The sequence below is a fragment of the Flavobacterium erciyesense genome (genome assembly GCF_018069925.1).
Classification (GTDB): domain Bacteria; phylum Bacteroidota; class Bacteroidia; order Flavobacteriales; family Flavobacteriaceae; genus Flavobacterium; species Flavobacterium erciyesense.
The window spans coordinates 40,693-65,091 of record NZ_JAGPXB010000012.1; the positions used below are offsets into that span (position 1 = coordinate 40,693).

The window sequence follows — 24,399 nt, forward strand, 5'->3', positions numbered from 1 at the left end:
ATAAAAAAATTATGAAAACGATCTTACTAAAAAATCTATTCGTAGCAACTGCAGTACTTTCACTGGTATCATGCTCAGAAGAATTTGTAGAAGTTACACCAAAAGGTTCCTTTTTATCTGAAAATTATTATGCCAATCAAGATCAAGCTACTGCTGCTCTTGTTGGTGTTTATGACCCGATTAGAAAAAATTCTAGCGGTTTCGAAAATATGATTGCGATGATGAATGCCGGATCTGATGATCATTTTGCAGGTGGCGGAGGACCAACTGATGGTGCTGGAATTCAAGGTTTCTCATCGCACTCCTTAACTCCAACTACCGTTCCGGGAAGTTACTGGAACGACCACTACCAAGGAATTTTTAGAGCCAACACTTTACTTTTAAAAATTCCGGGCGTAGCAATGCCCGAAGAAGTTAAGGCTCGTTTTACGGGTGAGTCAAAAGCTTTACGAGCAATTTACTACTTCAATTTAGTACGCTTGTTTAAAAATGTTCCTTTGCTACTCGATCCATTAACAGCTACAAATATGTACACGGTAGAGCAAGCAACACCACAAGCTGTTTACGAACAAATTGAAAAGGATTTGTTAGATGCCATAAACCTTCTCCCAAATCGAGTTAATGTTGAAACTGAGTCTGGCCGATTAAACAAAGGCGCTGCACAAGCCATGTTAGGCAAAGTTTATTTATTTCAAGGTAAAAAAACAGAAGCAGCGGCAATACTAGCACAAGTAAACGGAACTCCTGGATCAACTAATCAATACGGAAACAAATTGCTAACTAAATTTAGTGATCTATGGGTTGTAGGGAACAAATTTAACACAGAATCATTAATTGAAGTATCGCATACAAGCGCCGGTAATTCAGATTGGGGTTTCTGGGGTTCCGGAAGAGATGAAGGAAATTCACTAAACGTAATGGTTGGTCCAAGAAGTTATTCTAAAACAGTAGGGTCGACGGCAGCAGATTTACCTTCTGGCTGGGCATTCAACCTAATCACACAAGATTTGTATGATGCAATAAAGAATGACCCGCGTTTTGAATCAACGATTTATGATTTAAAAACTTTAAAAGCAGCTGGACAAGCAAATTATATTGGCGCATACCAAGACACAGGCTACTTTTTGAATAAATTTTTACCCCGAAAAGAAGATGTACGAACTGGAGGTGGTGCTGCCGAACTAAATTACAAACAAAACAGCTACATCTTGCGTTTGGCCGACACCTATTTAATGGAAGCAGAAGCATTAGGATCAGGACCAAGAGCACAAGCATTACTTGACGCAGTTCGAAGTAGAGTTGGTCTACCATCAATTCCTGTTACTATTGACGCGATCAAAAACGAAAGAAGAATGGAATTGGCAGGAGAAGGACACCGCTTTTTTGACTTGGTTCGCTGGGGCGATGCTACTGCAAAATTAGGCAGCAGAGGTTTTAATGCCGGAGTAGACGAAATTTTTCCAATTCCTGAAAGAGAATTACAAGGAACAAAATTGAAACAAAATCCTGGCTACAATTAAGCACTGTTTTTGCTTCAAGCTAAAATTAAGTCTAGAACAATTATAACTCGTTCTAGACTTGGTTCTAAAATAAAAGACTAAAACGCTTTATAATACTGGTAATTAATAATTTATATTTGATTTTTTTGTTTAGTAAGCCCTTCATTACGAGCTTTTAACTACTTTTAGCTAAAAGCTCATTAGAAGGGAATTAATCATAAAACAAACATATGAAGCAACTCAAAAACACAATCGTTTGTATCATTTTAGGATGTCTGACATCAATTTGTGAGGCGCAAAGTCTAAAGGTCTTAACGTATAACATCCGTTTGGATATTGCTAGTGATGGCATAAACAATTGGTCAAATAGAAAGGATTACTTCAACGCTCAATTACAATTTTACAATCCTGATATTTTTGGTATTCAAGAGGCACTACCAAATCAAGTTCGTGATATTGCAGTAGCGCATGAAACCTACAAAAATATCAGCATGGGCAGAGATGGAATTGAGCAAGGAGAAGCATCGTCTCTATTTTTTAAAAAAGATCGTTTTACACTGTTACAAGGTGCTACTTTTTGGCTTTCAGAAACACCAAATGTTATTTCAAAAGGTTGGGATGCTGCACTAAACCGCATTTGTACCTACGCCCTTTTAAAAGACAAAGAGACTAAAAAACACCTCTGGGTTTTCAACACCCATCTTGATCACATGGGCGAGCAAGCAAGAACAGAAAGTTTGGCTTTGATTGTAACTAAAATAAAGCAACTAAACACGCAAAACTATCCTGTTATTTTAATGGGTGATTTCAACTCTGAGCCTCAAGAAGAGCGCATCAAGCAACTCAAAAAATCAATGGATGACTCGAGAGATATCAGCATTCAAAAACCTTTTGGCCCCAACGGCACATTCAATGGTTTTAAACACAACGAACCTGTAACTAAAATAATTGATTACATTTTTTTATCAAAAAACAATCCTTTTCTCGTAACAAAATATGCTATTCTAAGCGACTCGAAAGACCTAAGATATCCTTCGGATCACTTGCCAGTGTATGTCGAGTTAAAACTGAAATAATTATGACTTTACTACAAAATTCTATAAAACTAGCACTGCTTTTGAGCTTTAGTATGGCCACAAGTAACTGCTCGTCGTCAAGCGATACTACTGAGGTTGTAGTTACGCCCGCTCCTACTACACCGCCTACAACTGGAACCAATCAAATGGATTTTTGGTTAACCAAAGGCAATCAAACTATACTATTACAAAAACAGCCGGGTAATTTGACTTTTGGCAACAGTACAAATACTTATGCTAACATTGAAGTGGATGAAAGCAAAACATTTCAGACTATTGACGGTTTTGGTTATACACTAACAGGTGGTAGTGCTCAAGTTATCAATCAACTTTCAGCACAAAAAAGACAAGAACTTTTAAAGGAGTTATTCGGTAATGATGCTAACGGAATTGCAATTAGTTATTTACGTCTAAGTATTGGCGCATCAGACTTAAATGCGACACCATTCACATACGATGATCTTCCAAATGGGCAAACAGATGTTACACTATCTAAATTTAGTTTGACTCCTGATCAAGCAGATGTAATCCCGATGTTAAAAGAGATTATAGCCATAAATCCGACAATCAAAATTATGGCAACACCATGGTCTCCGCCAGTTTGGATGAAAGACAATAACAGTTTTGTTGGAGGAAGTTTAAAACCCGAATTTTACAATGTATATGCGAAATATTTTGTGAAATACATTCAAGCCATGAAGGCCGAAGGAATAACAATTGATGCCATTACACCTCAAAACGAACCCTTACATCCTGGCAACAATCCAAGTATGTTAATGCTGGCGCAACAACAAGCTGATTTTATTAAAAATCATTTAGGTCCAGAATTTAAAGCTGCAAACCTCAACACAAAAATTGTAGCGTACGACCATAATTGCAATAAACCCGAATATCCTATAGCTGTTTTGGGAGACACAGGAGCAAATCCCTTTGTAGACGGGTCGGCATTTCACCTTTACGAAGGCGATATCAGCGCACTTGAAACCGTTCACAATGCTTTCCCTACCAAAAACATTTATTTTACAGAGCAGTACACCTCGTCAACAGGTAGTTTTTCTGGAGATTTAAAATGGCATGTGAAAAATGTAATCATCGGCTCTATGCGCAATTGGAGTAAAACAGCTTTAGAATGGAATTTAGCCAATAATGCCTCTTTCGATCCAAATACTCCCGGTGGTTGTACAACTTGTAAAGGAGCATTGACCATTAATAGCAGCGATAGCTTTACTAGAAATGTTGGCTACTATATTATTGCTCATGCTTCAAAATTTGTTCCAACCGGCTCTGTACGCATTTCAAGCAACAATTCAGGAAATTTAAATACCGTTGCTTTTAAAACCCCTGCAGGAAAAAAAGTTTTATTAATTGAAAACGACGGAGAAACAACTACTTTATTCAACATCAAATACAACGGAACATGGATTACTACTTCATTAGAAGGAAATTCAGTAGGAACTTATATTTGGTAAAAGCACATTTTATTCAATACAAATGAAAAAAACAACAACTTTAGCACTTGCAGCAACAACTTTTTTTGCCTTTTCTCAACCCAAAAAAGCAAATCAAACTGCAGCATTTACAACATCCGGCAAAACCATTACGGTGTATACCACAGCAGAAAATACAAAATTGCGACTGTCTCCAACAGACAAATTGAGTTTCGGTATAGCCAAACAACCCCTTGAAACTGAGATTTCAGTTTTTGTAGAACCAAACAAGACTTTTCAAACATTCATGGGCATAGGTGGAGCAATAACTGACGCAAGCGCGGAAGTTTTTGCAAAATTAAGTAAAAGCAAACAGCAAGAATTACTGCAAGCCTATTACAATACTGAAAACGGAATTGGTTATTCGCTACTAAGAACAACAATTCATAGTTCTGATTTTTCAAGTGGAAGTTATACTTACGTGAAAGAAGGCGATAGTGAACTAAAATCGTTTAACATTGACCACGATCAAAAATACCGCATCCCGATGATCAAGGAAGCAATCAAAACGGCTGGTGGAAAATTAACACTGTATGTTTCACCTTGGAGCCCACCTGCATTTATGAAAAGCACTGGCAATATGTTGAAAGGCGGAACTTTGAAACCTGAATTCAATCAAGCATGGGCCAATTATTACGCTAAATTTATAAAAGCCTATGAAAAAGAGGGAATGCCTATTTGGGGACTTACGGTACAAAACGAACCTATGGCTACCCAAACTTGGGAATCATGTATTTATACTGCCGAGGCTGAACGCGATTTCTTAAAAAACTTTCTCGGACCAACCTTAAAGAAAGAAGGCTTAGGCGATAAAAAAATTGTTGTTTGGGATCATAACCGAGATTTAATAAATCAAAGAGCAAATGTCATTTTTTCTGATCCAGAAGCATCAAAATATGCCTGGGGAATCGGATTTCATTGGTACGAAACTTGGGCAGGCGGTGCGCCTATGTTTGAAAATATTCAAAAAGTCAATGAGGCATACCCCACAAAAAACCTCTTGTTTACTGAAGGTTGCGTGGAGAAATTTGATGCCAATAAATACCAATTGTGGGCTAATGGCGAACGTTACGGCACTAACATGATTCACGATTTTAATAACGGCACCGTTGGATGGACGGACTGGAATATTCTTTTAGACCAAAATGGGGGTCCGAATCATGTGGGGAACTTCTGTTTTGCACCAATCCACGCTGACACTAATTCGGGAGAACTTATTTATACACCAAGCTATTACTACATTGGCCATTTTTCTAAATTCATTCGACCAGATGCCAAAAGAGTGAGTACGGCGGTAAGCCGAAGCTCTTTAATCAGTACATCATTTTTAAATAAAAACGGTAAAATGGTAACGGTAGTAATGAATCAAGGAGATAAAAATGTAACTTACAATTTGATCATCTCTAATGAAAAAACAGTAATCGAAATCCCCGCGCACGGCATTCAAACCTTGGTATACTAGAACATCTGTTTTTAAAACTAATCTAATGAAAAATTTATTTTAAAAAAGGGAACTTCAACTTGAATTTTTTAGAATTCGGAACGGTAACTAAATAAATTCTTAACAGTAGCTAAAAGGTTCCTATCAAATTTAAAAATTAGTTCAAAATTAAAAAACGCAGCAAACAGTATTTCAACATACTGCTTACTGCGTTTTTGTTTGCAATTTAACCAACAATTAAATTTCAGTGCGACTCAAATAAGAAGAAATCATTCCTTTTTAAAGCGTTGTAATGAGACACTTTTTATGCTTTGCTTTCAAAATCTTTTTATTTTTTATTGGCCGCTATTAAAATTCCATCAATATTTTCTTCAGTAAATTTACTTCCAGATAACAAAACCAATTTGTTTTTTAGCATATCAGATAACATTGTTTCAAAAAATAAAACTGCTTTTTTCTCATCTTCGGTTTCTGGTTTTTTTGAAGCTCCCAAAAAGATTTGCACTAAACTTTCATAAAATGCTATAGTTTTTGGAGACCTTTTGAATTCTTTAAATAAAGATTCACCAGTAAAAACGAGATGTGCAGGTTTTGATGATTCAATAAAAGCCGCTTGTTTTACAGGCAAATCTTTAGAACTCAATTTGAAAGTAACTTTTTCTCATAGCGATGATTTTTTTAATCCGCAGTTAATCTCGTTTGTTTCGTAATAATGAAGCAATGCAAAAAACACATTTGAAAAACATTGCGTTACAATATTTTTGCTAATGATTTTTACATAATTTAAATAACCAAATCGACAATGAAACAGAAAAATATATTTCTACATTCTTTCTTTAAAATTAGGAAATTCGCTTGCGGAATTTAATTTCTCCCAAAAGGAACTTTCTCACATTCAAAAAAATTTACTGTTTTAATTTCCGAGTAAAAATATACTAAATTGCGCCTCATAAAAGTGTACTAATTTCAAGAGTGAAAGTCCCATGTTAAAGAGCGTTTTAGAAAATAAAGAATTATACCAACCCGGTTTATCAATAGATTGCGTGATTTTTGGATTTCATGACAACCAATTAAAAGTGTTATTAATCAAAACAAAGTACAGTAATAAATGGGCTTTGCCGGGAGGTTTTGTGTCTTTAAATGAAGGAATTGATGAAGCTGCCGTAACGGTTTTGCACCGTAGAACAGGTTTAAATGGAATTTTTTTAAGACAATTTTCAACTTTTGGTGCCGCAAACCGCTGCGATGTAGAGGTGAGCAACAACATTCTACGCTTTTATAACATACCAATCGAAGATGGAAAATGGTTTGCTAGTCGTTTTGTTACAGTTGGTTACTATGCATTAGTTGATTTTTTACAAACCATTCCGCAGCCATTGGCAGCTGATGAAATTGTGGAATGGATTGACCATGATGCCGTTCCTGAATTGGTTTTGGACCATAAAGAAATTCTAGATAAAGCATTAGCTACATTACGAAACGAATTAAATCTTACACCTGTTGGTTACAATTTGCTACCTGAAAAATTTACAATTCCAGAATTACAAAAATTATACGAAACCATTTTAGGAAAAAAATTAGACCGTCGTAATTTTTTAAGAAAGATTACAGCTATTGGGATACTGATAAAACTTGACGAGAAGAAGAGCAATGTTGCTCACAAAGCACCTAACTTATACCGCTTTGATAAAGAAAAATACGAGGCAGTAGTTAAAAACGGAATCAACCAAGGTTGGTAGAATTAGAAATAAAAAAACTCCTTAATTTCTTAAGGAGTTTTCTGTGGGCTGTCAGGGATTGAAATCGAACACTTGATACCAATTTTGGCATTTTTTGATAGCTTAAACTAATAAGCATTTAGAAAACGCAAGTGATTAATGGACTGTTCAATTTCTAGAATTAAAAGTTTTACCGGCTACAATTCTACTTCATTAATTTCTCAGCGTCATTCAATCTTTGCGCTACATTGTCCCAATTTATAATGTTAAACAAAGCATCTACAAAATCAGTTCGCTTATTTTTGTACTTCAAATAATAGGCGTGTTCCCAAACATCAATAACTAATATTGGAATTGCACCCCATTGCGTTAGTTTTTCGTGGTTTTCACATTGTAGAACTACAAGCCCATCACTATAAGGTTGATAGGCTACTATACCCCAACCATTACCATCAACATTTTTTGCGGTAGCTGCAATTAAGACTTTCAATCTGTCGAAACTACCAAAGCTTTTCTCAATTCGTTTCAGCAAATTTCCTTGTGGCATGTTGCTTTTATTCGTAAGATTTGTCCAAAATATTGAATGTAAGATATGAGATGAAAAATGATACGATAGTTTTTTTGTCCAAAAATCAACTGTTTCCAAATTGTTTTCATCCAATGCTTTTTTAATCATTTGCATATCCTTGTTTGCGCCTTTTACCGCCCCGCCGTGATGAAAAGTATAATGTAGATGTAAGGTTTCCGCATCCATGTAAGGTTCTAAAAAACTTTCGTTATACGGTAATGTTTGTTGAATATAATTGCCATTTGCATCAACCAATTTATCAATAGAATTATCGGATAAATTTTCAGCAAACGCATTCGTAGTAGGAAGCACTAATGCTGCTGCTCCAAATAAAGTACTCGATTTTAAAAAATCTTTTCTGTTCATAATATTAATTTTATAAGAACCCCAACAACTGCTGATGCCGCAATAATATAAGGTTCTTGAATTTTCTTGATATAAAGTAAAGCAAAAATTGTTGCAATAGCTATTAGCGTTGTTGGAATATCCAAAATACTTCTAGATGCAATTACACCAACAGCTCCCACCAATGCCCCAACAACTGCCGCAGTAATTCCATCTACAAAAGCTTTGATAGATTGGTTTTGCGCTATTTTCTTAAAGGATGGAGCCAAAGCGATTGTAAATAAATAACACGGTAAAAATGTAGCGAAAGCAGCAACCAAAGCACCCGGAAAACCAGCAACTAAATAACCAATAAAGCCAACAGTAATAACAACTGGACCAGGTGTAATCATTGCTACGGCAACCGCATCAACAAATTGATGTTCCGTTAACCATTGGTTTTCTACTACGACACCTGAATGTAAAAAGGGTACAATTGCCAATCCACTACCAAATACAAAAGCTCCCGCTTTGGCAAAAAAGACAGCAATTTTCATAAGAGTAGAATTGTCATAGTTCCAAAAACCAACTTGTAATAAAACAATAGAATTGGTTGTTTTACCATTAAACCATTTTGGTGGTGCTTTGACAAACATATATATAATCCCCGCCAATACAAATAACAAAACTTGTTCCTGTTGTGTAACCAATGTTACAACTATTGCTACTACAAAAAACAGCCACAATAACCAATTCGTTTTAAAAGAGATTACATTAAATTTGCCGATAGATTTTATCGTTAGTTTATAGGAACTCATTACAATAATACCAATAACAGCCGCACCTACACCATAAAAAACGGCTTGTATCCAAGATAATCCTCCGTATAACTTGTAAACGATGCCCAATAGCACCACCATTATAAAAGAAGGCAAAATAAAGGCAAAACCAATCAACGTTGCCCCTAAAAAACTATAATGTACAAATCCAAGGTAAATGGCTAATTGTGCCGCTAACGGACCTGGTGCTAATTGCGCCAAGGCTAAGCCTTCTTTATATTCATCTTCAGAAATCCATTTTTGATCTTCGACTAAATCTCGGTGCATATAACCAACCAATGCTACTGGACCGCCAAAACCAGTTGTCCCTAATTTCAGGAAATAAAGAAGCAACTCTTTTAAATTATATATTGGATTTTCTTTCATAAATAAGATATTCTAAAAGGCTATACCAAATTGGAAACCTACAGTAAAATTGGCTGGATGGTCATTTCCAAACCTAACCGGTAATGGAATGGCAACATAATAACTGCTGTTGGCATTTTTTATTACTGTTTTGTTGAATACTGGAGTTACGCCATATCTACCATTAGTTTCAAAAGCGGCTCTGCCTGCAAATGTGTAGCCGTTTCCTAGTGCTACCAGCACGCCAGGATGAAATAATAAACTATTGACTTTACTGATTCCATCTTCTGCTCTTATATTAGGAACTATTTCAAAGGAAAAACCAATTTTAGAGCTTTTCCATATGTTAATTCCTGTTGGAAAACCAACAGCGTAATAATCTTTAAAGTTTAAAGTAGTTTCATCTTCACTGAAAGTTACTATAGGATGAACTACACCAAAATAGCCCGTAATTTTTGGATAGGTTGTTTGTCCAATAGCAGAAAAAGAAAATACTAATAAAGCAGGAAGCAGAAAATGTTTGAAGGGAATCATATAGTTTGTGTTTTTTTTTACAAAACTATATAGGTTAAATAAGTATAAATAGTATGTTATTTACCTTTTGTATCTGGATTACTTTTTTGTATATTTTTTCGATAGGAGGAAGGATTTTTTCCTGTACTCTGCTTGAATATTCTCGTAAAATGACTTTGATCTGAAAACCCCGTCATATAGGCTATTTCAGTAAGTGTATAGCTTGAATTCTGAATAAGAGTAATTGCTTTCTCTATTCGTAATTTTCTAACATAATCACCAAAATTAAGATCTTCAAAATACTTTGAAAACTCCCTTGATAAGTAGGAAGGATTAAGCTCTAAATCATTAGAAATCTTCTTTAAGTCAAAAGTGAATTGGGTATCAATCTGATCCTGAATAATTGCTTTTAAGTCTTTAACCCAATCTGGTGCTTTCTTATTATTTATTTTTTTCTCCTTTAAAAATTTATGATACACTTCGTGCAACATATTTTCAAAAGGACTATTCTGTAAATGATTTTGTTCATATAAATTTGTAGCCCAACTGTACAGGGCATCATAAATAACCATTCCGCTTTCCAATAATTTATAATCATCAGTAATATTATAGGAAAGACCAGCTGAAATAGCCCAAAGTCCCGCGGATTCTTTTGCAATATCATGTCTGTCCGTATCTGCACCACGAACAATATCTGCTATAATTAGAATAGCAGGGTCTTTAATTTCATATTTTTTTACGATGTAGTCAAAGGTACTTTGCTCGTTGTAATGTGTAAATTCCACATTAGGAATGTCAAATGGAATGGCCTCAAACTCTTTTGCTTTATCTAAAACTTCGTTGAATGGAACATAAATAAATTCAGCCTCTAGGTCCACAAAAGTTTTTATTAACCAAGGGGAAGCTATTCTATCAATTTTAGGTCGTTCTCTAGTGATCCATTTCATCTATAGTTGTTTATAAGTTTTTTTGTTTAATATATTTTTTATTAAACTTAGAGAGGAGAGAAAAATTCCAGTTGTCTAAAGTAACATTATCAAAAGGGTTGTTGCTTTTTTTTAATGTTTAATTGTAAAAAAACACCCTTTGAATCCGTAAGAAATAAGGGTGTTTTTAACTGAATTAATAATTTATAGTTTTACATTTGTAAAAAAATCTTCAATGGAAATTGTTTTCATAATTCTAGTTATCTTTTTATTATTCTATGTCCCTAAATATTTTAAAAAACGTAAATAAATAATTGTACTTGATTTTAGAAACTCTTTTCTGTCCATATTGCAAATTTACGTTTTTTATTCTTCCACATTTTTCATTTTCATCAAAAGTGCATAAGCCCCTTTGATCACAATAGTAGCCTCATTCAAATCATCTGAAATAATTTCAGTAAATTCATTTTCTGTATTTCCTGTTGTAACTTCTTTCATTACAAATTGTTTGTTTTCTTTGGCAACAAAAACATAATTCTTGTTTTCATAATTTACAATAGCTTCTGATGGCAACGCATTTGATTGTTGACTTTTTAATTCTATTTCAGCATTCATATACATCCCTGGCAAAAGTGATTTGTCATAGCTTGTAAAGTGACAATGCATTTCTGTACTTCTGTTTTCGGAAAAGTCTTTACCAATTAAAATGATTTTACAAGGATATTTTTTTTCTGGATCAGTATTATTATAAGCTATAACTGACTGGCCAATTGCCATTTTGTTAATGTCTTTTTCGAATACGGTTAGTGCCAAATGAATATCAGAAGGATTTACAATCTCGAATAAAATATCGCTTGGATTTACATATTTTCCAGTATTTACATTTACTTTAGACACATATCCGCTTATTGGCGAATAAATATTGATGCTTTTTGAAATATTTTTTGCCGATACATTACTTGGATTTATTCCTGCGAATTTTAATTTCTCCCCATACGATTGTACCATTACCGATAGTGAGTTGTATTCTGATTGTGCTTGTTGGTACACTTTATCGCTGCTGGCTTTGCTTCGATTAAGTTCTTTTTGTCTTTCGAATTCGGCTTTTGCATACCCTATTTTTGCTTTTGCCAAAAGGTAATCTTCCTGTAATTGAATGTATTGTTGGTCTTCTACTACGCATAAAACTTGTCCTTTGGTCACATACATTCCCTCTAAAAGTTTGGTGTATTTTAAATATCCTCCCATTGGAACACTTATGGATACTAAATTTTGAGGTGGCACATCTATTTTTCCATTTAACTTTAATAATGATGAAATCTCTTTTTGCTCGATTTTTCCGGTTTCAATACCTGCATTTTTTATTTGTGCATCGGTAAGTGTTGTTGTGTTTTCAATAGCTGGAGTAGCTTCTGTTTCGTTTTCTGTTTTTTTATTACCACACGAGTACAGAAAAAATAACCCTATTAAAGTAATGACTGTATTTTTCATTTATTTTGATATTAAATTTCCTAATTTAAGAATTGTTTCATTGAATTTTCTAACCGTTTCAATGTAGTTACTTTGAATTTCTGTATTTTGATTGATCAACATTACCCACTCCAGATAATTGATGTCACCATTGATGAATTTATCATTAGCGGCTTTAGTTACCAAATCCACATTCTTTAAAGCCTGATTTTCGAAATAAGTAATAGTTTCTTGGTGTTTTTTCGATTCTTGAATTAATTCCTGATACTGACTTTGCAGTTTTAATTTTTCGTTAGTCAAATTATTTTCTGCAATTTGACTGTTGATTTCTAATGCTTTTTGTCTGTTTTTTATGTTTGAATTGAAAAGCGGCAGTGCCACTCCAAATTGTCCATAAACGCCATTATAGCCATCTTGAAACGCAGTATTTGTTTTGAATGTCTGCCAATAAACACCGCCAATTAATTCGGGTAATTTTTTAGATTTTTCAAGTGAAATTTGCGCTTTGTTGCTATTTACTTCTTGCTCAAATAATTTTATAGTGGGTTGATTGCTTATAACATTTTTATCTAAATTTTCAGCAAAATCCAATTTGTATTTATCTGAAACCGGGATAAAGTCTTTATCTGTATTAAGAATGTACTTGAATTGCAATTGTGTCATTTTATAATCACTTTGTAATTCCAGAAGTTGAATTTTTATTTGTCCTGATTGATTTTCGGCAGTTGCTTTTTCTAATATATTGCTTTCTCCTTTGTCAAAACGAAGTGTTGATTTTCTTAAAAATTCAGAATAGATACTATCACTTTTTAGCAATAATTTTTCCTTTTCTTTGAGATAAACCATTTCATAAAATACTGTTGTCACTTGTCTTGTCAATTCCTTTCTTTGTAAGACTTCGTTCCATTCGCCAGTTTTGGCTTCTTCAATTAGCAGTTGTTTCTGCCTTTTGTAAACTGTCGGAAATTTAATAGTTTGTGAAACGCCAATTTTTATATCATTAGCATTGCTGTTAAACTGACCATATTCCCCAATAATTCCCGTGTTGGAAATATCGTAGCCCGTCTTGGTCATTTTTTGTAAATATTCAGAATTTAGTTTTCCGTTTTTTATTTTTATATTGTTATCCAATGCAGTTTCAATGGCTTTTTCAAGTGAAATTTTTTCTTGGGCACTTGCATTTTGAAAAGAAAAAAACAACCCCAATACCATGATTGTTGTAATTGATTGCATTTTTTTTGATTTTAATTTAGCTCCTTTTTCGAACATAATGTATAAAATTGGTAAAACAAATAAGGTCAATAAAGTAGCAATCAATAGCCCGCCAATTACAACTGTTGCCAATGGTTTTTGTACCTCGGCACCTGAACCATTGCTTAATGCCATGGGCAAAAAACCTAATGAGGCTACAAATGCAGTCATTAAAACAGGACGTAAGCGTATTTTAGTTCCTTGCAAAACAATCGCTTTCAAATCGGTTTCACCTGATTTCCGAATACTGTTAAATTCTGCAATTAATACCAATCCATTCAGAACCGCTACACCAAATAAGGCTATAAAACCAACTCCGGCACTGATACTAAAAGGCATTCCTCGCAACGCTAAAAAGAAAATACCTCCAATTGCAGAAAGTGGAATCGCGGAATAAATCAATAGTCCTTGTTTCACTGAATTGAATGCAAAATAAAGCAAAATAAATATTAATAATAATGAAACCGGAACAGCTATCATTAAACGATTTTTGGCTTCATTTAGGTTTTCAAATGCACCGCCATAAGTAGGATAGTAACCCGCGGGAAATTTTATTTGGGCTTCGACTTTTCCTTGCAACTCTTTTACTATACTTTGCACATCGCGGCCTCGAATATTAAAACCAACCACAATTCTACGTTTAGCGTCTTCTCTTTGTATCTGATTTGGTCCTTCGGTAATTTCAACTTTTGCTAATTGGGATAACGGAATTTGCATACCATTTGGTGTTGGAATTAATAAATTTTGAACATCTGCCAAATCCTGACGTTTTTCGCCTTCCAGACGAACTACTAAATCAAATCTTTTTTCACCTTCGTAAATAACTCCGGTGCTTTGTCCTGCAAATGCGGTATTTACTATTCGATTAATATCTTCAATGTTCAATCCATATTGCGCTATTGTTGACCGATTGTAGTCAATTACCACTTGTGGCATTCCGGTAACGGTTTCTATATAAAGATCAGAAGTACCCTCGACCGTATTCACAATTTTACCCAGTTTATTAGCGTATAAAGCCAGGGTATCTAAGTTTTCTCCAAATATTTTACAAACCACGTCTTGTCTTGCGCCCGTCATTAATTCATTAAAACGCATTTGTACCGGATATTGAAAACCGTAAGAAACACCTGGAACAGCTTCTAATTCTTTTGCCATTTTTTCTGATAATTCGTCAAAAGTTTCGGCAGAAGTCCATTCGCTTTTGTCCTTTAAAATAATCATCATGTCGCTGGCATCAATAGGCATTGGATCGGTTGGTACTTCGCTGCTTCCAGTTTTACCAACAATTTTCTCTACTTCAGGGAACTTTTCTATTAGTATTTTTGCGCCCTGCGAAATAGCTGTCATCGAAGTTTGCAAATTACTTCCCGGTAAAACCCTTGTTTCTACAGCGAAATCCCCTTCTTCTAATGAGGGCATAAATTCACCACCCATAAACGAAAGTGTAATTAATGCCAAAACAAATAATCCCAAAGTTGCAGCAATAATTGTTCGAGGAATTCCTAATGCTTTGTTCAGAAGAGGTTGATAGAAATTTTCTAATTTTTCCATCATTCTATCTGAGAAGTTTTTTTTGTGAGATATGTTTTTATTCAAAAACAAAGCAGTCATCATGGGAACATAAGTCAGCGACAATATAAAAGCACCAAAAAGAGCAAACGCAATTGTTTGTGCCATTGGTAAAAACATTTTTCCTTCAATACCTCGCAAAGTAAAAATTGGAATGTATACTATCAATATAATCAGTTCTCCAAAAACGGATACATTACGCATTTTTATAGACGTTTTCAATACGGTGTTATCCATTTCTTGCTGTGAGATTTGAGAAGTTTTCCTGCTGTGTAAGCTAAACAAACATGCTTCAACAATAATAACGGCACCATCTACAATCAATCCAAAATCTAATGCTCCTAAACTCATTAAATTACCGCTCACACCAAAAATATTCATCAGTATGACTGCAATTAACATAGCTAAAGGAATAACTGAGGCAACGATTAATCCTGCTCTTATATTTCCTAAAAAGAAAATTAAAACAAATAGGACTATCAATGCTCCTTCTAATAAATTCGTTTCTACCGTTGAAATGGAATTATTCACCATTTTTGTTCGGTCTAAAAAGGGCTCTACAATAACGCCTTCGGGTAAGGTTTTTTGTATTTGCTCGATACGTTCTTTAATTTTTTTAATAACCACATTACTGTTAGCACCCTTTAACATCATCACTACTGCACCTGAAACTTCGCCAGATGGCACTCCTTTTTTATTAAAAGTCATAGCACCATATCGGATAGCACTACCAATGCGAACATCGGCTACATCACGGATAAATAAGGGACTACCGCTACTGGTGTTTTTAATTGAAATGTCTTTTATATTTTCGATGGTATTAATCAATCCTTCACTTCGGATGTATAAAACTTTCGGACCTTTTTCGATATAAGCACCACCAGTATTTTGATTGTTTTTTTCTAAAGCAGAAAAAACATCAGCAATCGTAATATTATACGATTGTAATTTATTGGGGTCAATGGCAATTTCAAATTGTTTTAATTTTCCACCGAAACTACTCACTTCTGCAACACCTTCCACGCTTAATAATTGACGGCGAACAATCCAATCCTGAATGGTTCTCAACTCGGTTACATCGTATTTTTTTTCATAACCGGGTTTTGTTCGAACCGCATATTGGTAAATTTCACCCAGCCCAGTAGTTACTGGTGCTAGAAATGGATTGCCTATTCCTTTGGGGATTTGGTCTTTTACCGCACTTAATCGTTCTGTTACTTGTTGTCTAGCCCAATAGACATCAGTTGCATCATCAAAAACAATGGTTACCACTGATAAACCGAAACGAGAAAAACTGCGAATTTCTTTCAGTCCAGGAATATTACTATTGGCTTGTTCAATTGGAAATGTAATCAGTCGTTCAATATCAGTTGCGCCCAACGATGGTGCTGATGTGATTACCTGAACTTGATTATCTGTAATATCAGGAACGGCATCGATTGGTAATTTGGTAAATTGATAACTCCCATATCCTATGAGAGCCACAATGAAAAGGCCAACGATCAGCTTATTTTTGATTGAAAATTCTATGATTTTATTCAGCATAATTTTAGAATTAATGAATGTTCACTACTTATATTGAATACTGGCCTTTTAATTTTATAGTAACTATAATGTCTTTTTTTTCATTGTTTCTGAAAAACCAACCATGTTTTCCCTCATAAGGTGCGTAGAAAGTCCCTACCATATTATTGGAATAGGCAAGCGTATAACTTTCAAAATAGACATCATTAACTTCTTTTGCTTGTTTCACTTCGCCGTGAAAGTCAAAATAAACGATTCCTTTATTAGTCGTCCATTCGTATTTCATTTTACCGTATTTCAGCATATAAATTTTATATTCAATGCTTTTTCCTGCTGGAACGATAACTTCAATAGTATCTTCTCTTTCTGCAAATTGTTTTTCAGGTGCAGGGTTATCTGCCTCGACTGGTCTTTTTACTTCTGGTCCTGAACCTGCTTTTTCCATTTTTATTAAAGGAAATACTTTTTGAGTCGTTGTTTCCTGCTGATTTTCTTCCGCATTTTCTGGAACATGAAGTTTGCTGAACCCAAACAATTTGCCTGTTCCTATTGGATCTATTCCATATTCAGCAGGTAAAACTGCGCTTACTAAAATTATTACAGAAAGTACTAAAGCGAAGATAACAGCTTTGATAATTTGTTTTTTTTCTACTGTTTGATGATTTATTTCTGACATTTTTTAATTTTTTAAGATGTAAAATAACCTGTTAACTGATATCCGATTAATGTAAATCCAGCCGCCATAAGCAGCGTATTTGTTATTGTTGAAAATTTCATAAAGCTGGAATGTCTGCGCCATAAAGTAATCAGAATTAGCACAAAAGTTAATGCTATGAACTGACCAATTTCTACACCAATATTGAACCCAAGCAGATTGGTAAACAATCCTTCTTTTTCAAATTTGAAGTCTTGCAATTTGCTAGCAAGCCCGAAGCCATGAAACAATCCGAAAATCAAAACAGCTGCTTTTGTATTGGGTTGCGTTCCGAAAAATCTCTTGAAACCACCTAAATTATCAAAACCTTTATACACTATTGAAAGTGCAATGATGGCATCAATTAAATACGCATTGATTGATATATTACTCATAACGCCAAACAACAATGTTGCACTATGACCAATCGTGAAGAAACTTACATAAAGCAGTACTTCTTTAGGGCGATAGAGGAAAAAGATAACGCCAACTAAAAAAAGCAAATGATCGTAACCCGTAAGCATGTGTTTTGCACCAATGTAAAGAAACGGACCAAAAGCAACACCATCATTTCCTGACAAAAAAGTTTGTGTATTTTCATCGACACCATGAGCAAAAACGACTGTGATGCCAACAAAAAAAAGTAAAACAAGAAATATTATTTTTTTTGAATTCATTTTTATTTTCTTTTAAAAACTACTCCTCTCCTGAAATTTTCGGAAGAGAAGCAGCCTGTTAAATTATATTAATGCGTGTGTCCGTGAGCCGCATCAACTTTGTCTTGCTCCACTTGATTAATACTATCCATACTTTTTTGGTTAGTAGTATCTGTCATTACTTGCACCTGTTCTGTGGTTTCCGTAGTTTGAACTTCAGTGTTTTTAGTTTCGTTATCTGCTTTTTTGTTGCAAGAAATAAACATTCCGATTGCGATCGTTGCTACGATTAAATTTTTTTTCATAATTGTAAATTTAAATTGGGTTTATAAAGAATAATAAAATTGAATTAATGTTGATGTCCATGATTAATATCTTGTTCAGAAACTTCGCTGTTTCTAAATTTAGAAGAGATTGTTTTTCCATTTACTAGTAATGTAATTGTACAATAAGCATATATATTTGCTTTAGGAACATAGACAAATAAAGAATTGTTGGTGTCCAAAGAAACTGGATTAGTTGCTTTTGTTTTATTGAAAAATTCAAAAACAGCCGATCCAGTAATTTTTTTATTTGAAACTGTTTTTCCTTTTGCATTGAGTACGTAAAAACTAATATTGTTTTCTCTTTCGACCATTTCTATTTTGTAGTCGCCTGAATTTTGTATTATTCCACCGTGTGGCGTTTTGACAGTATTAGTGCTTACTTGTGCCTGTGAAATTGTTGTGCCTGCAATAGTTAACAGTATCGCAGCTGCAATGGATCTAATTATTTTCATCTTTGATGTTGAAGTGTTAAAAGTAATTGAGTATGTCTTAGACAGTACTAAAAAGTCAATTCATAGCGTATACGGCTAAAAAATGATTTTAGTTATTCGGATGCATTAACACACTAAAAACTTGTTTTTTTAATACAGAATGTTAGTGAAATTGATTCACAGAAAAATCCGCTATACGTATATAGCAAAGTACTTTTAATACTTAATTAGAAATATTCACAATATCATTAATTAAGCATTGAAAAATTAATTTAGCTCAATTTGGGTGGAAGCCAGATGCATGCAAAAACATCGGAATTGTAAAATTCAGGAGTAAATGGAACTGAACTCTTTACAGAAATAATATTTGGCTGACGAAATGAAAACTCGGTTATGTTTTCAAAGGCAAGGACATTATTAACAGATTGGTTAATAGTCTTAAAAGGTAAATTTTGATGATTGTCTTTTTCCTGATTAGAATGATGTTGGCTATCATTATAATGAATAGCTATAAAATCTAAAAAAGAAATCCCGTGCTTATCATCATCTTGATCGTGATGTTCTGTAAAGTGTTCTGCTAAGTTGGATAGTTTCAATAATTGCCCTACCTCTGTGTTGGCACACAAAAATATGGAAAGGAATAATATGGCAATTATTTTTTTCAGAGAATTAATTTTTACAAAAATAGAAAAAGTTTAGTAAGTTACGACCATATCTAAATATTAATATTTTTTGTTTTAGGAAAAAGTATTATAATTTTCATCTTGGGAATTACAAAACCGTATTCATTTTTTGCACCAATGGTGCGAATTTTACAATATATACACGGAGTTGATTTATTCTTTGCTATTTGGATTTAATAACTGGTTGTATATGAACCGAAATCAAATATATAAATTATCCCTTTGGGCCAAGATAGTATTTGTTATAGAATTTAATTTGATAACTCATCTGGTTCAGAACCTTTACATGTCTTATTATAAGTGTATTATCTATTTTGTAAAAAATTAAAAAAAATAGTCGAACCATAAAAAAGTCAGTAAAACTAAAGGTTTACAAGTTTTTTAAATTTAATGGTGGTCCATACGGTACCGTTTACGAACCATTTTATGTAGGATTTGAAGAAATTGAGTAAGTTGTAAATCAAATTAATTTGGTTCAAATCCAATCATGGTCACACTTTTAAATGCTAATAAACGAGAACCTTGATATACAAAAATTTGAACCTTTTACTAGAAGATCTCCAGCTTCTAAGCGTTTAACCAATGTAATTTATTTTATTGCGCGAAATATTCAATTCATCAGAATTGTTGATACAGCAAATTCAAATAATGTTATTTCTAATACATTGACATTTGAAGAAAAGAGCAGTATTAGTGGTTTTTGCTTTAAAATGTTAGATGAAATGAGAGCTAACAAAAAAAATATTATAGATTGTTTCTTTAGTTTAAAGTCGACTATATAGTTTTAAAGACAACTTCAAATCCTATTTATCAATAATATTTAGCTTCATGTGAATATTCTCATTTTTCACAAAGGCTTCAACCCTTTCAATAAGCATTAGATTGAGGCGGTCATTACTTCCTCGCGCGTGACCTATATACTGCATAAATTCGCGTAAATCGATGACGTTAAGATATATTCTGTTTTCGGTCATTGCATTAAATATCTTATATTCTATTTCCTTCCAATCACCAAAAGGGAATAATTCAGAAACCAAAACAATGCAATGAAGAAAAGGAGCTTTGTCAAAAATAATTTCCTCCAAATGCTTATCATATATTGTTGTGTTGGCTGTGATTTTTTTCGAAGCCCCGACAAGCTGGTCAATTCCTGTGGAGATTTGCTTTTGCAGACCCTTAACCTTCTTCTCCATAGCTTTATTAGAGGGACTGTCTATGACCCCGAGTGCCTTACTTTCTATTAAAAAAATACCATTATCAGAAATTGCAAGAACATCAGTTAATTCACGATAACCTTTAGTGCGTGCAATTTGTGGATTCAAGAATAGCTTTTGTTTAAAAAGATCATCAAGAATGATTGTTACTTCTTTTTCGAGAATGCTCCCTTCATCTTTATCATCAACCGTTACATGGTTTGTTTCGTTAAATCCGATGACTGTATTTTTCATAATAATCCAGTCCTGTAGTTTTCCCTCGATTGCAATGGTTTCTATTTTGTAGACATTCTTGTGTTGACTTTCCATTTTAATACTGTGGTCAAAACAATCCAGCGAACGAGAAATTCTTTCATCAAATTTACCGCAGTACAGACTTTCGGGATTGATTTGTAGATTTAGTACTCGGAACTGGTCGGCAATGCTGAATGAGAGCTTTGCAGTTGCAACGCAAATGCTAAGTTCATTATGAAAATGAATGTGCGTAAAGCTACGGTTCATGATTGCAGCAAGAGAGTTATGCTCGTCGGGGAAACGTGCTGTCCCTATAACTGCAGCATAATTTATGAGATCGTCATAAATTCGTAGTCCCGAATGAAATATTGCTGGTTGATGTAAGCAGTCCTTGCCGAATAGAAATTCAATGACACAACCTTTCATTATTGATTTTATAAGAGGCGAAGTTATCTTTACCATGACCTTCGCTCCAAAATCATCATTGATAAACCAAATTGATGCAGGTTCGTGTAATAGTTCTTTGTATATCCTTTCCTCAATTGTCATAGTTATTGCCCCATTTTTTTATAAGATCATGATTTATGTTGAAATATACTTCGATTTATACAGCAAAAAATTAATGCGATATGGCATTGTAATTTTGTTCGGTATTACAGTCCAGATATACCATTAACAAAAGTATCTACGAAATCTAAAATTTTATTCAATATTCGGTCACCCACTTCTTTAGATTTTAGAACGCTAGGCCTTCCGTCTATGCGAAGGTCTAAAATTTCTTTTCTTAAAGGTTCACGTTCCGTAAAAAGATAATTTTCTATAAGTTTTTCTGTTTTTTCTTCAGAAAGGTTTTCTGTTTTTACCAAATCTTGGAGTGCTTTTTCTTGTTCTTCATTCCAGAATTTTTCAAATTCTTCGGGGATAATATCAGTATCCTCAATGTGAGGTAGACTTTCTTGAATAAATTTCTCAATCAGTTCTCTTTTACTTCTTAATGACACTTCGGTATTCAATAAGTTTGTGATCTCCTTTTCAATACTTTCTTTATCTTTTGAACTGTGTTTTAATTTAAACTTAATTAATAGTTGAATAATGTAAGTAACATTGATTGTATCGCGTCTAATCAACTCCAATTCGAAGTCAATGTCGTTTAAAATAGATGTTTTTTCTATGAAAGTACTGTTGCTAAGTTTATCTTTCAAATCCAGATACTTACTGGTGTAATCTGCAAATAGCTGTTCCTCTATTCGTAAATCATTCCAAGTAAATTCGGAATAATGACTCATTTTTTTGTGTAAGCGGATAAGTGCCCTGAATGTCAAAATAAACTGTAGCTTATCTTCTTCAGTATATAAATCATCTACTGCACTAATCTGAGGAACAATTTCTAATAATTTTTGAGTTACTTCATTGAATTTTTCTGTATAAACTTCATAAGGTTCAACAATAATTTCGTCAATTGCCTCCTTATTACTAAATAAGGCAATTGCTTCATCTGTTTTATCTTTTAGATTTCGAAAGCATACAATATTTCCCTGTGTCTTGTTTTTGTCTAATGTGCGATTGGTACGGCTAAAAGCTTGAATTAGTCCATGGTATTGTAGGTTCTTGTCAACATACAATGTATTTAGATTTTTACTATCATAACCCGTTAAAAACATATTAGCAACTAATAAAATATCCGTTTCATGTTTAGGATGTTTTGATTTTCTGGCAACAGCATTATAATAATTATAAAAGCCTTCACTATCCTTGATATTTTCTGCCATTCCAAATAGTTCGTTGAAATCTTGCACATAGGTTTCCAATAATTCTCTGCGATGTGGTTTGAAACCATACTGTTCTTGGGGCTCAGCAGCCATATTCAGTCGACTGGATAATTGATCCTCTATCTCTTCCTCGTTTTGGGCATAACTAAAAATAGTTGCTATTTTTAAATTATGTTCACCATTCAGTTTCTTATGCTTAAAAATTTCGTAGTACTCAATAACGGCATCAATATCTTGAACACACATCATCGCACAGAATTTTTTTGATTGTGTTTTCTGATCGTGGTGTTGAATGATATAATCAACTATCGCTTCTTTACGTTCAGGAGCTTCAAAAACTTCAGCTTCATTAATTTTTTCAACTTTCAAATCAATTATATTATCTTTTTTCTTGAAAGTTTGAATATATTCAATTGAGAATCTTAAAACATTTTCATCTCTAATAGCATCTGTAATTACATATTTGTGAAGGCATTTGCCAAATAAGCTAGCTGTGGTTTTTTCTCCATTGGCATTCTCAGCTAAAATTGGTGTACCTGTAAAGCCAAATAATTGAATATTTTCAAAATAGCTAACAATATTTTGGTGCGTATCACCAAATTGTGAACGATGACATTCATCAAATATAAATACCATTCTTTCGTTCTTAAGGCCTTTCATTTTAGCTAAATTCCGCCCTGAAATAGCATTATTAAGCTTTTGAATCGTTGTAACAATAATTTTTGCATTCGGATCATTGAATTTCCTGATAAGGTCATCTGTGTTGGTTGCTGAGCTTACTGAGCCTTTGCTAAAGCTATCGTATTCCTTATTTGTTTGATAATCCAAATCCTTTCTATCTACTACAAAAACTACTTTTTTAATAGCTGTGATTTTTGATAAAATTTGGCTGGCTTTGAAACTTGTTAAGGTTTTTCCACTTCCTGTGGTATGCCAGATATATCCGTTTTTCTCTACATTATATCCATTTAATATTTCGTTTTCGGTAACTTTTTTGATAATACTTTCCACGGCATAATATTGATATGGACGAAGTACCATTAACCTTTTATCAGTTTCGTTAAGTACAATATATTTACATATCATTTTACTGATATGACAGGGCTCTAAGAAAGTGTCAGTAAAACCGTTCAGAATGTTATTAAGAGGATTATTGTTCTCGTCGGTCCAATGGAACGTTTGTAAATATTCCTGTTTATGAGTGCCGAAGTTGCTGAAATACTTGGTGTTTACACCGTTACTAATAATAAATAGTTGCACAAAATGAAACAAGCCTTTTCCTGCTCCAAAACTATGTTTTTGATAGCGATTGATTTGGTTGAAAGCTTCTTTCATTTCCAACCCTCTACGCTTCAGTTCTATCTGCACTAATGGTAATCCATTAATTAGCAAGGTTACATCATACCGATTTTCGTATTTACCTTCCTGTGTAATCTGATTTGTAACCTGATATTCATTTTGGCACCAATGTTCTATGTTTAGAAATTCAAAATAGAGGTTATCACCATTATCTCTTAAGATATGATGTTTTGTTTCACGCAAAATTTTGGCTTTTTCAAATACTGACCCTTTGTTAACAATATTCAGTACTTTTTCAAATTCAGTCTCACTAAATTGAATGTTATTGTGCTTTTCAAGTTGCGTTTTCAAGTTTGTCAACAACTCTTTTTCATTCGCAATAGTCTTATATTTATATCCTAATTTTTGTAATTGGATTATAAGTTGTTCCTCTAAGATTTGTTCAGACTGTTTGCTCAAAATAATTATGAATTAGGAGTTGTTATGTTTAGCTTTAAAATATCAAATTTAACAAAATAAAGAGGTTTCTTCCACTTCTCCTAA

19 protein-coding genes are annotated in these 24,399 nt (G+C 33.6%); 5 read left to right on the forward strand and 14 right to left on the reverse strand.

Annotated elements, in window-relative coordinates; all coding sequences use genetic code 11:
* Positions 1-11 precede the first annotated feature (11 nt).
* The 4 genes from KBJ98_RS11900 (at position 12) to KBJ98_RS11915 (ending at position 5,524) form a co-directional block, all read left to right on the forward strand.
* On the forward strand, positions 12-1,520 hold the full coding sequence (locus KBJ98_RS11900; RefSeq protein ID WP_210790958.1) for a RagB/SusD family nutrient uptake outer membrane protein: 1,509 nt from the start codon (positions 12-14) through the stop codon (positions 1,518-1,520).
* 209 nt (positions 1,521-1,729) lie between these two features.
* On the forward strand, positions 1,730-2,575 hold the full coding sequence (locus KBJ98_RS11905; RefSeq protein WP_210790960.1) for an endonuclease/exonuclease/phosphatase family protein: 846 nt from the start codon (positions 1,730-1,732) through the stop codon (positions 2,573-2,575).
* Between the two features lie 2 nt (positions 2,576-2,577).
* On the forward strand, positions 2,578-4,044 hold the full coding sequence (locus KBJ98_RS11910; RefSeq protein ID WP_225899120.1) for a glycoside hydrolase family 30 protein: 1,467 nt from the start codon (positions 2,578-2,580) through the stop codon (positions 4,042-4,044).
* A 22-nt stretch (positions 4,045-4,066) separates the two neighbouring features.
* Positions 4,067-5,524 (forward strand): glycoside hydrolase family 30 protein, encoded by a 1,458-nt coding sequence (locus KBJ98_RS11915; RefSeq protein ID WP_210790962.1) that lies wholly within the window; start codon positions 4,067-4,069, stop codon positions 5,522-5,524.
* A gap of 307 nt (positions 5,525-5,831) precedes the next feature.
* Here KBJ98_RS11915 and KBJ98_RS11920 read toward each other — a convergent pair whose 3' ends face one another.
* Positions 5,832-6,146: a hypothetical protein gene (locus KBJ98_RS11920; RefSeq protein ID WP_210790964.1), complete on the reverse strand. Its 315-nt coding sequence runs from the start codon at positions 6,144-6,146 to the stop codon at positions 5,832-5,834.
* Positions 6,147-6,486: 340 nt separating this feature from the next.
* On the opposite strand from KBJ98_RS11920, the gene KBJ98_RS11925 reads away from it, so the two are divergent.
* Complete coding sequence (locus tag KBJ98_RS11925) at positions 6,487-7,242, forward strand: NUDIX hydrolase (protein ID WP_210790966.1); 756 nt, start codon at positions 6,487-6,489, stop codon at positions 7,240-7,242.
* Between the two features lie 184 nt (positions 7,243-7,426).
* On the opposite strand, the gene KBJ98_RS11930 is transcribed toward KBJ98_RS11925, so the two are convergent.
* From KBJ98_RS11930 to KBJ98_RS11990, 13 genes are all read right to left on the reverse strand, one after another.
* Positions 7,427-8,155 (reverse strand): superoxide dismutase, encoded by a 729-nt coding sequence (locus KBJ98_RS11930; RefSeq protein WP_210790968.1) that lies wholly within the window; start codon positions 8,153-8,155, stop codon positions 7,427-7,429.
* Positions 8,152-9,318, reverse strand: coding sequence for a chromate transporter (locus KBJ98_RS11935; RefSeq protein WP_210790970.1), 1,167 nt, complete (start codon positions 9,316-9,318; stop codon positions 8,152-8,154). Before KBJ98_RS11935 ends, KBJ98_RS11930 begins: the two co-directional genes overlap by 4 nt.
* 12 nt (positions 9,319-9,330) lie before the next feature.
* Positions 9,331-9,831, reverse strand: a complete 501-nt coding sequence (locus KBJ98_RS11940; protein WP_225899121.1) for a hypothetical protein — start codon at positions 9,829-9,831, stop codon at positions 9,331-9,333.
* A gap of 56 nt (positions 9,832-9,887) precedes the next feature.
* The gene (locus KBJ98_RS11945) at positions 9,888-10,757 is read right to left on the reverse strand and encodes a chromate resistance protein ChrB domain-containing protein (protein ID WP_210790973.1); all 870 of its coding nucleotides are present in this window, start codon (positions 10,755-10,757) and stop codon (positions 9,888-9,890) included.
* Positions 10,758-11,102: 345 nt separating this feature from the next.
* Positions 11,103-12,227: an efflux RND transporter periplasmic adaptor subunit gene (locus KBJ98_RS11950; RefSeq protein WP_210790975.1), complete on the reverse strand. Its 1,125-nt coding sequence runs from the start codon at positions 12,225-12,227 to the stop codon at positions 11,103-11,105.
* Positions 12,228-16,571, reverse strand: a complete 4,344-nt coding sequence (locus tag KBJ98_RS11955; protein WP_210790977.1) for a CusA/CzcA family heavy metal efflux RND transporter — start codon at positions 16,569-16,571, stop codon at positions 12,228-12,230.
* A gap of 28 nt (positions 16,572-16,599) precedes the next feature.
* Positions 16,600-17,226, reverse strand: a complete 627-nt coding sequence (locus KBJ98_RS11960; RefSeq protein ID WP_210790979.1) for a hypothetical protein — start codon at positions 17,224-17,226, stop codon at positions 16,600-16,602.
* An 11-nt stretch (positions 17,227-17,237) separates the two neighbouring features.
* Positions 17,238-17,921: a HupE/UreJ family protein gene (locus tag KBJ98_RS11965; RefSeq protein ID WP_210790980.1), complete on the reverse strand. Its 684-nt coding sequence runs from the start codon at positions 17,919-17,921 to the stop codon at positions 17,238-17,240.
* 68 nt (positions 17,922-17,989) lie between these two features.
* The gene (locus KBJ98_RS11970; protein WP_210790982.1) at positions 17,990-18,205 is read right to left on the reverse strand and encodes a hypothetical protein; all 216 of its coding nucleotides are present in this window, start codon (positions 18,203-18,205) and stop codon (positions 17,990-17,992) included.
* Positions 18,206-18,249: 44 nt separating this feature from the next.
* Positions 18,250-18,678 carry a hypothetical protein gene (locus KBJ98_RS11975; protein ID WP_210790983.1) on the reverse strand — a complete coding sequence of 143 codons (429 nt, stop codon included), beginning with the start codon at positions 18,676-18,678 and terminating at the stop codon, positions 18,250-18,252.
* Positions 18,679-18,929: 251 nt separating this feature from the next.
* Positions 18,930-19,283 carry a hypothetical protein gene (locus KBJ98_RS11980; RefSeq protein ID WP_225899122.1) on the reverse strand — a complete coding sequence of 118 codons (354 nt, stop codon included), beginning with the start codon at positions 19,281-19,283 and terminating at the stop codon, positions 18,930-18,932.
* An 860-nt stretch (positions 19,284-20,143) separates the two neighbouring features.
* Positions 20,144-21,337: a nuclease-related domain-containing protein gene (locus KBJ98_RS11985; RefSeq protein ID WP_210790984.1), complete on the reverse strand. Its 1,194-nt coding sequence runs from the start codon at positions 21,335-21,337 to the stop codon at positions 20,144-20,146.
* Positions 21,338-21,441: 104 nt separating this feature from the next.
* Complete coding sequence (locus KBJ98_RS11990) at positions 21,442-24,315, reverse strand: type I restriction endonuclease subunit R (RefSeq protein WP_210790985.1); 2,874 nt, start codon at positions 24,313-24,315, stop codon at positions 21,442-21,444.
* Positions 24,316-24,399: the final 84 nt, after the last annotated feature.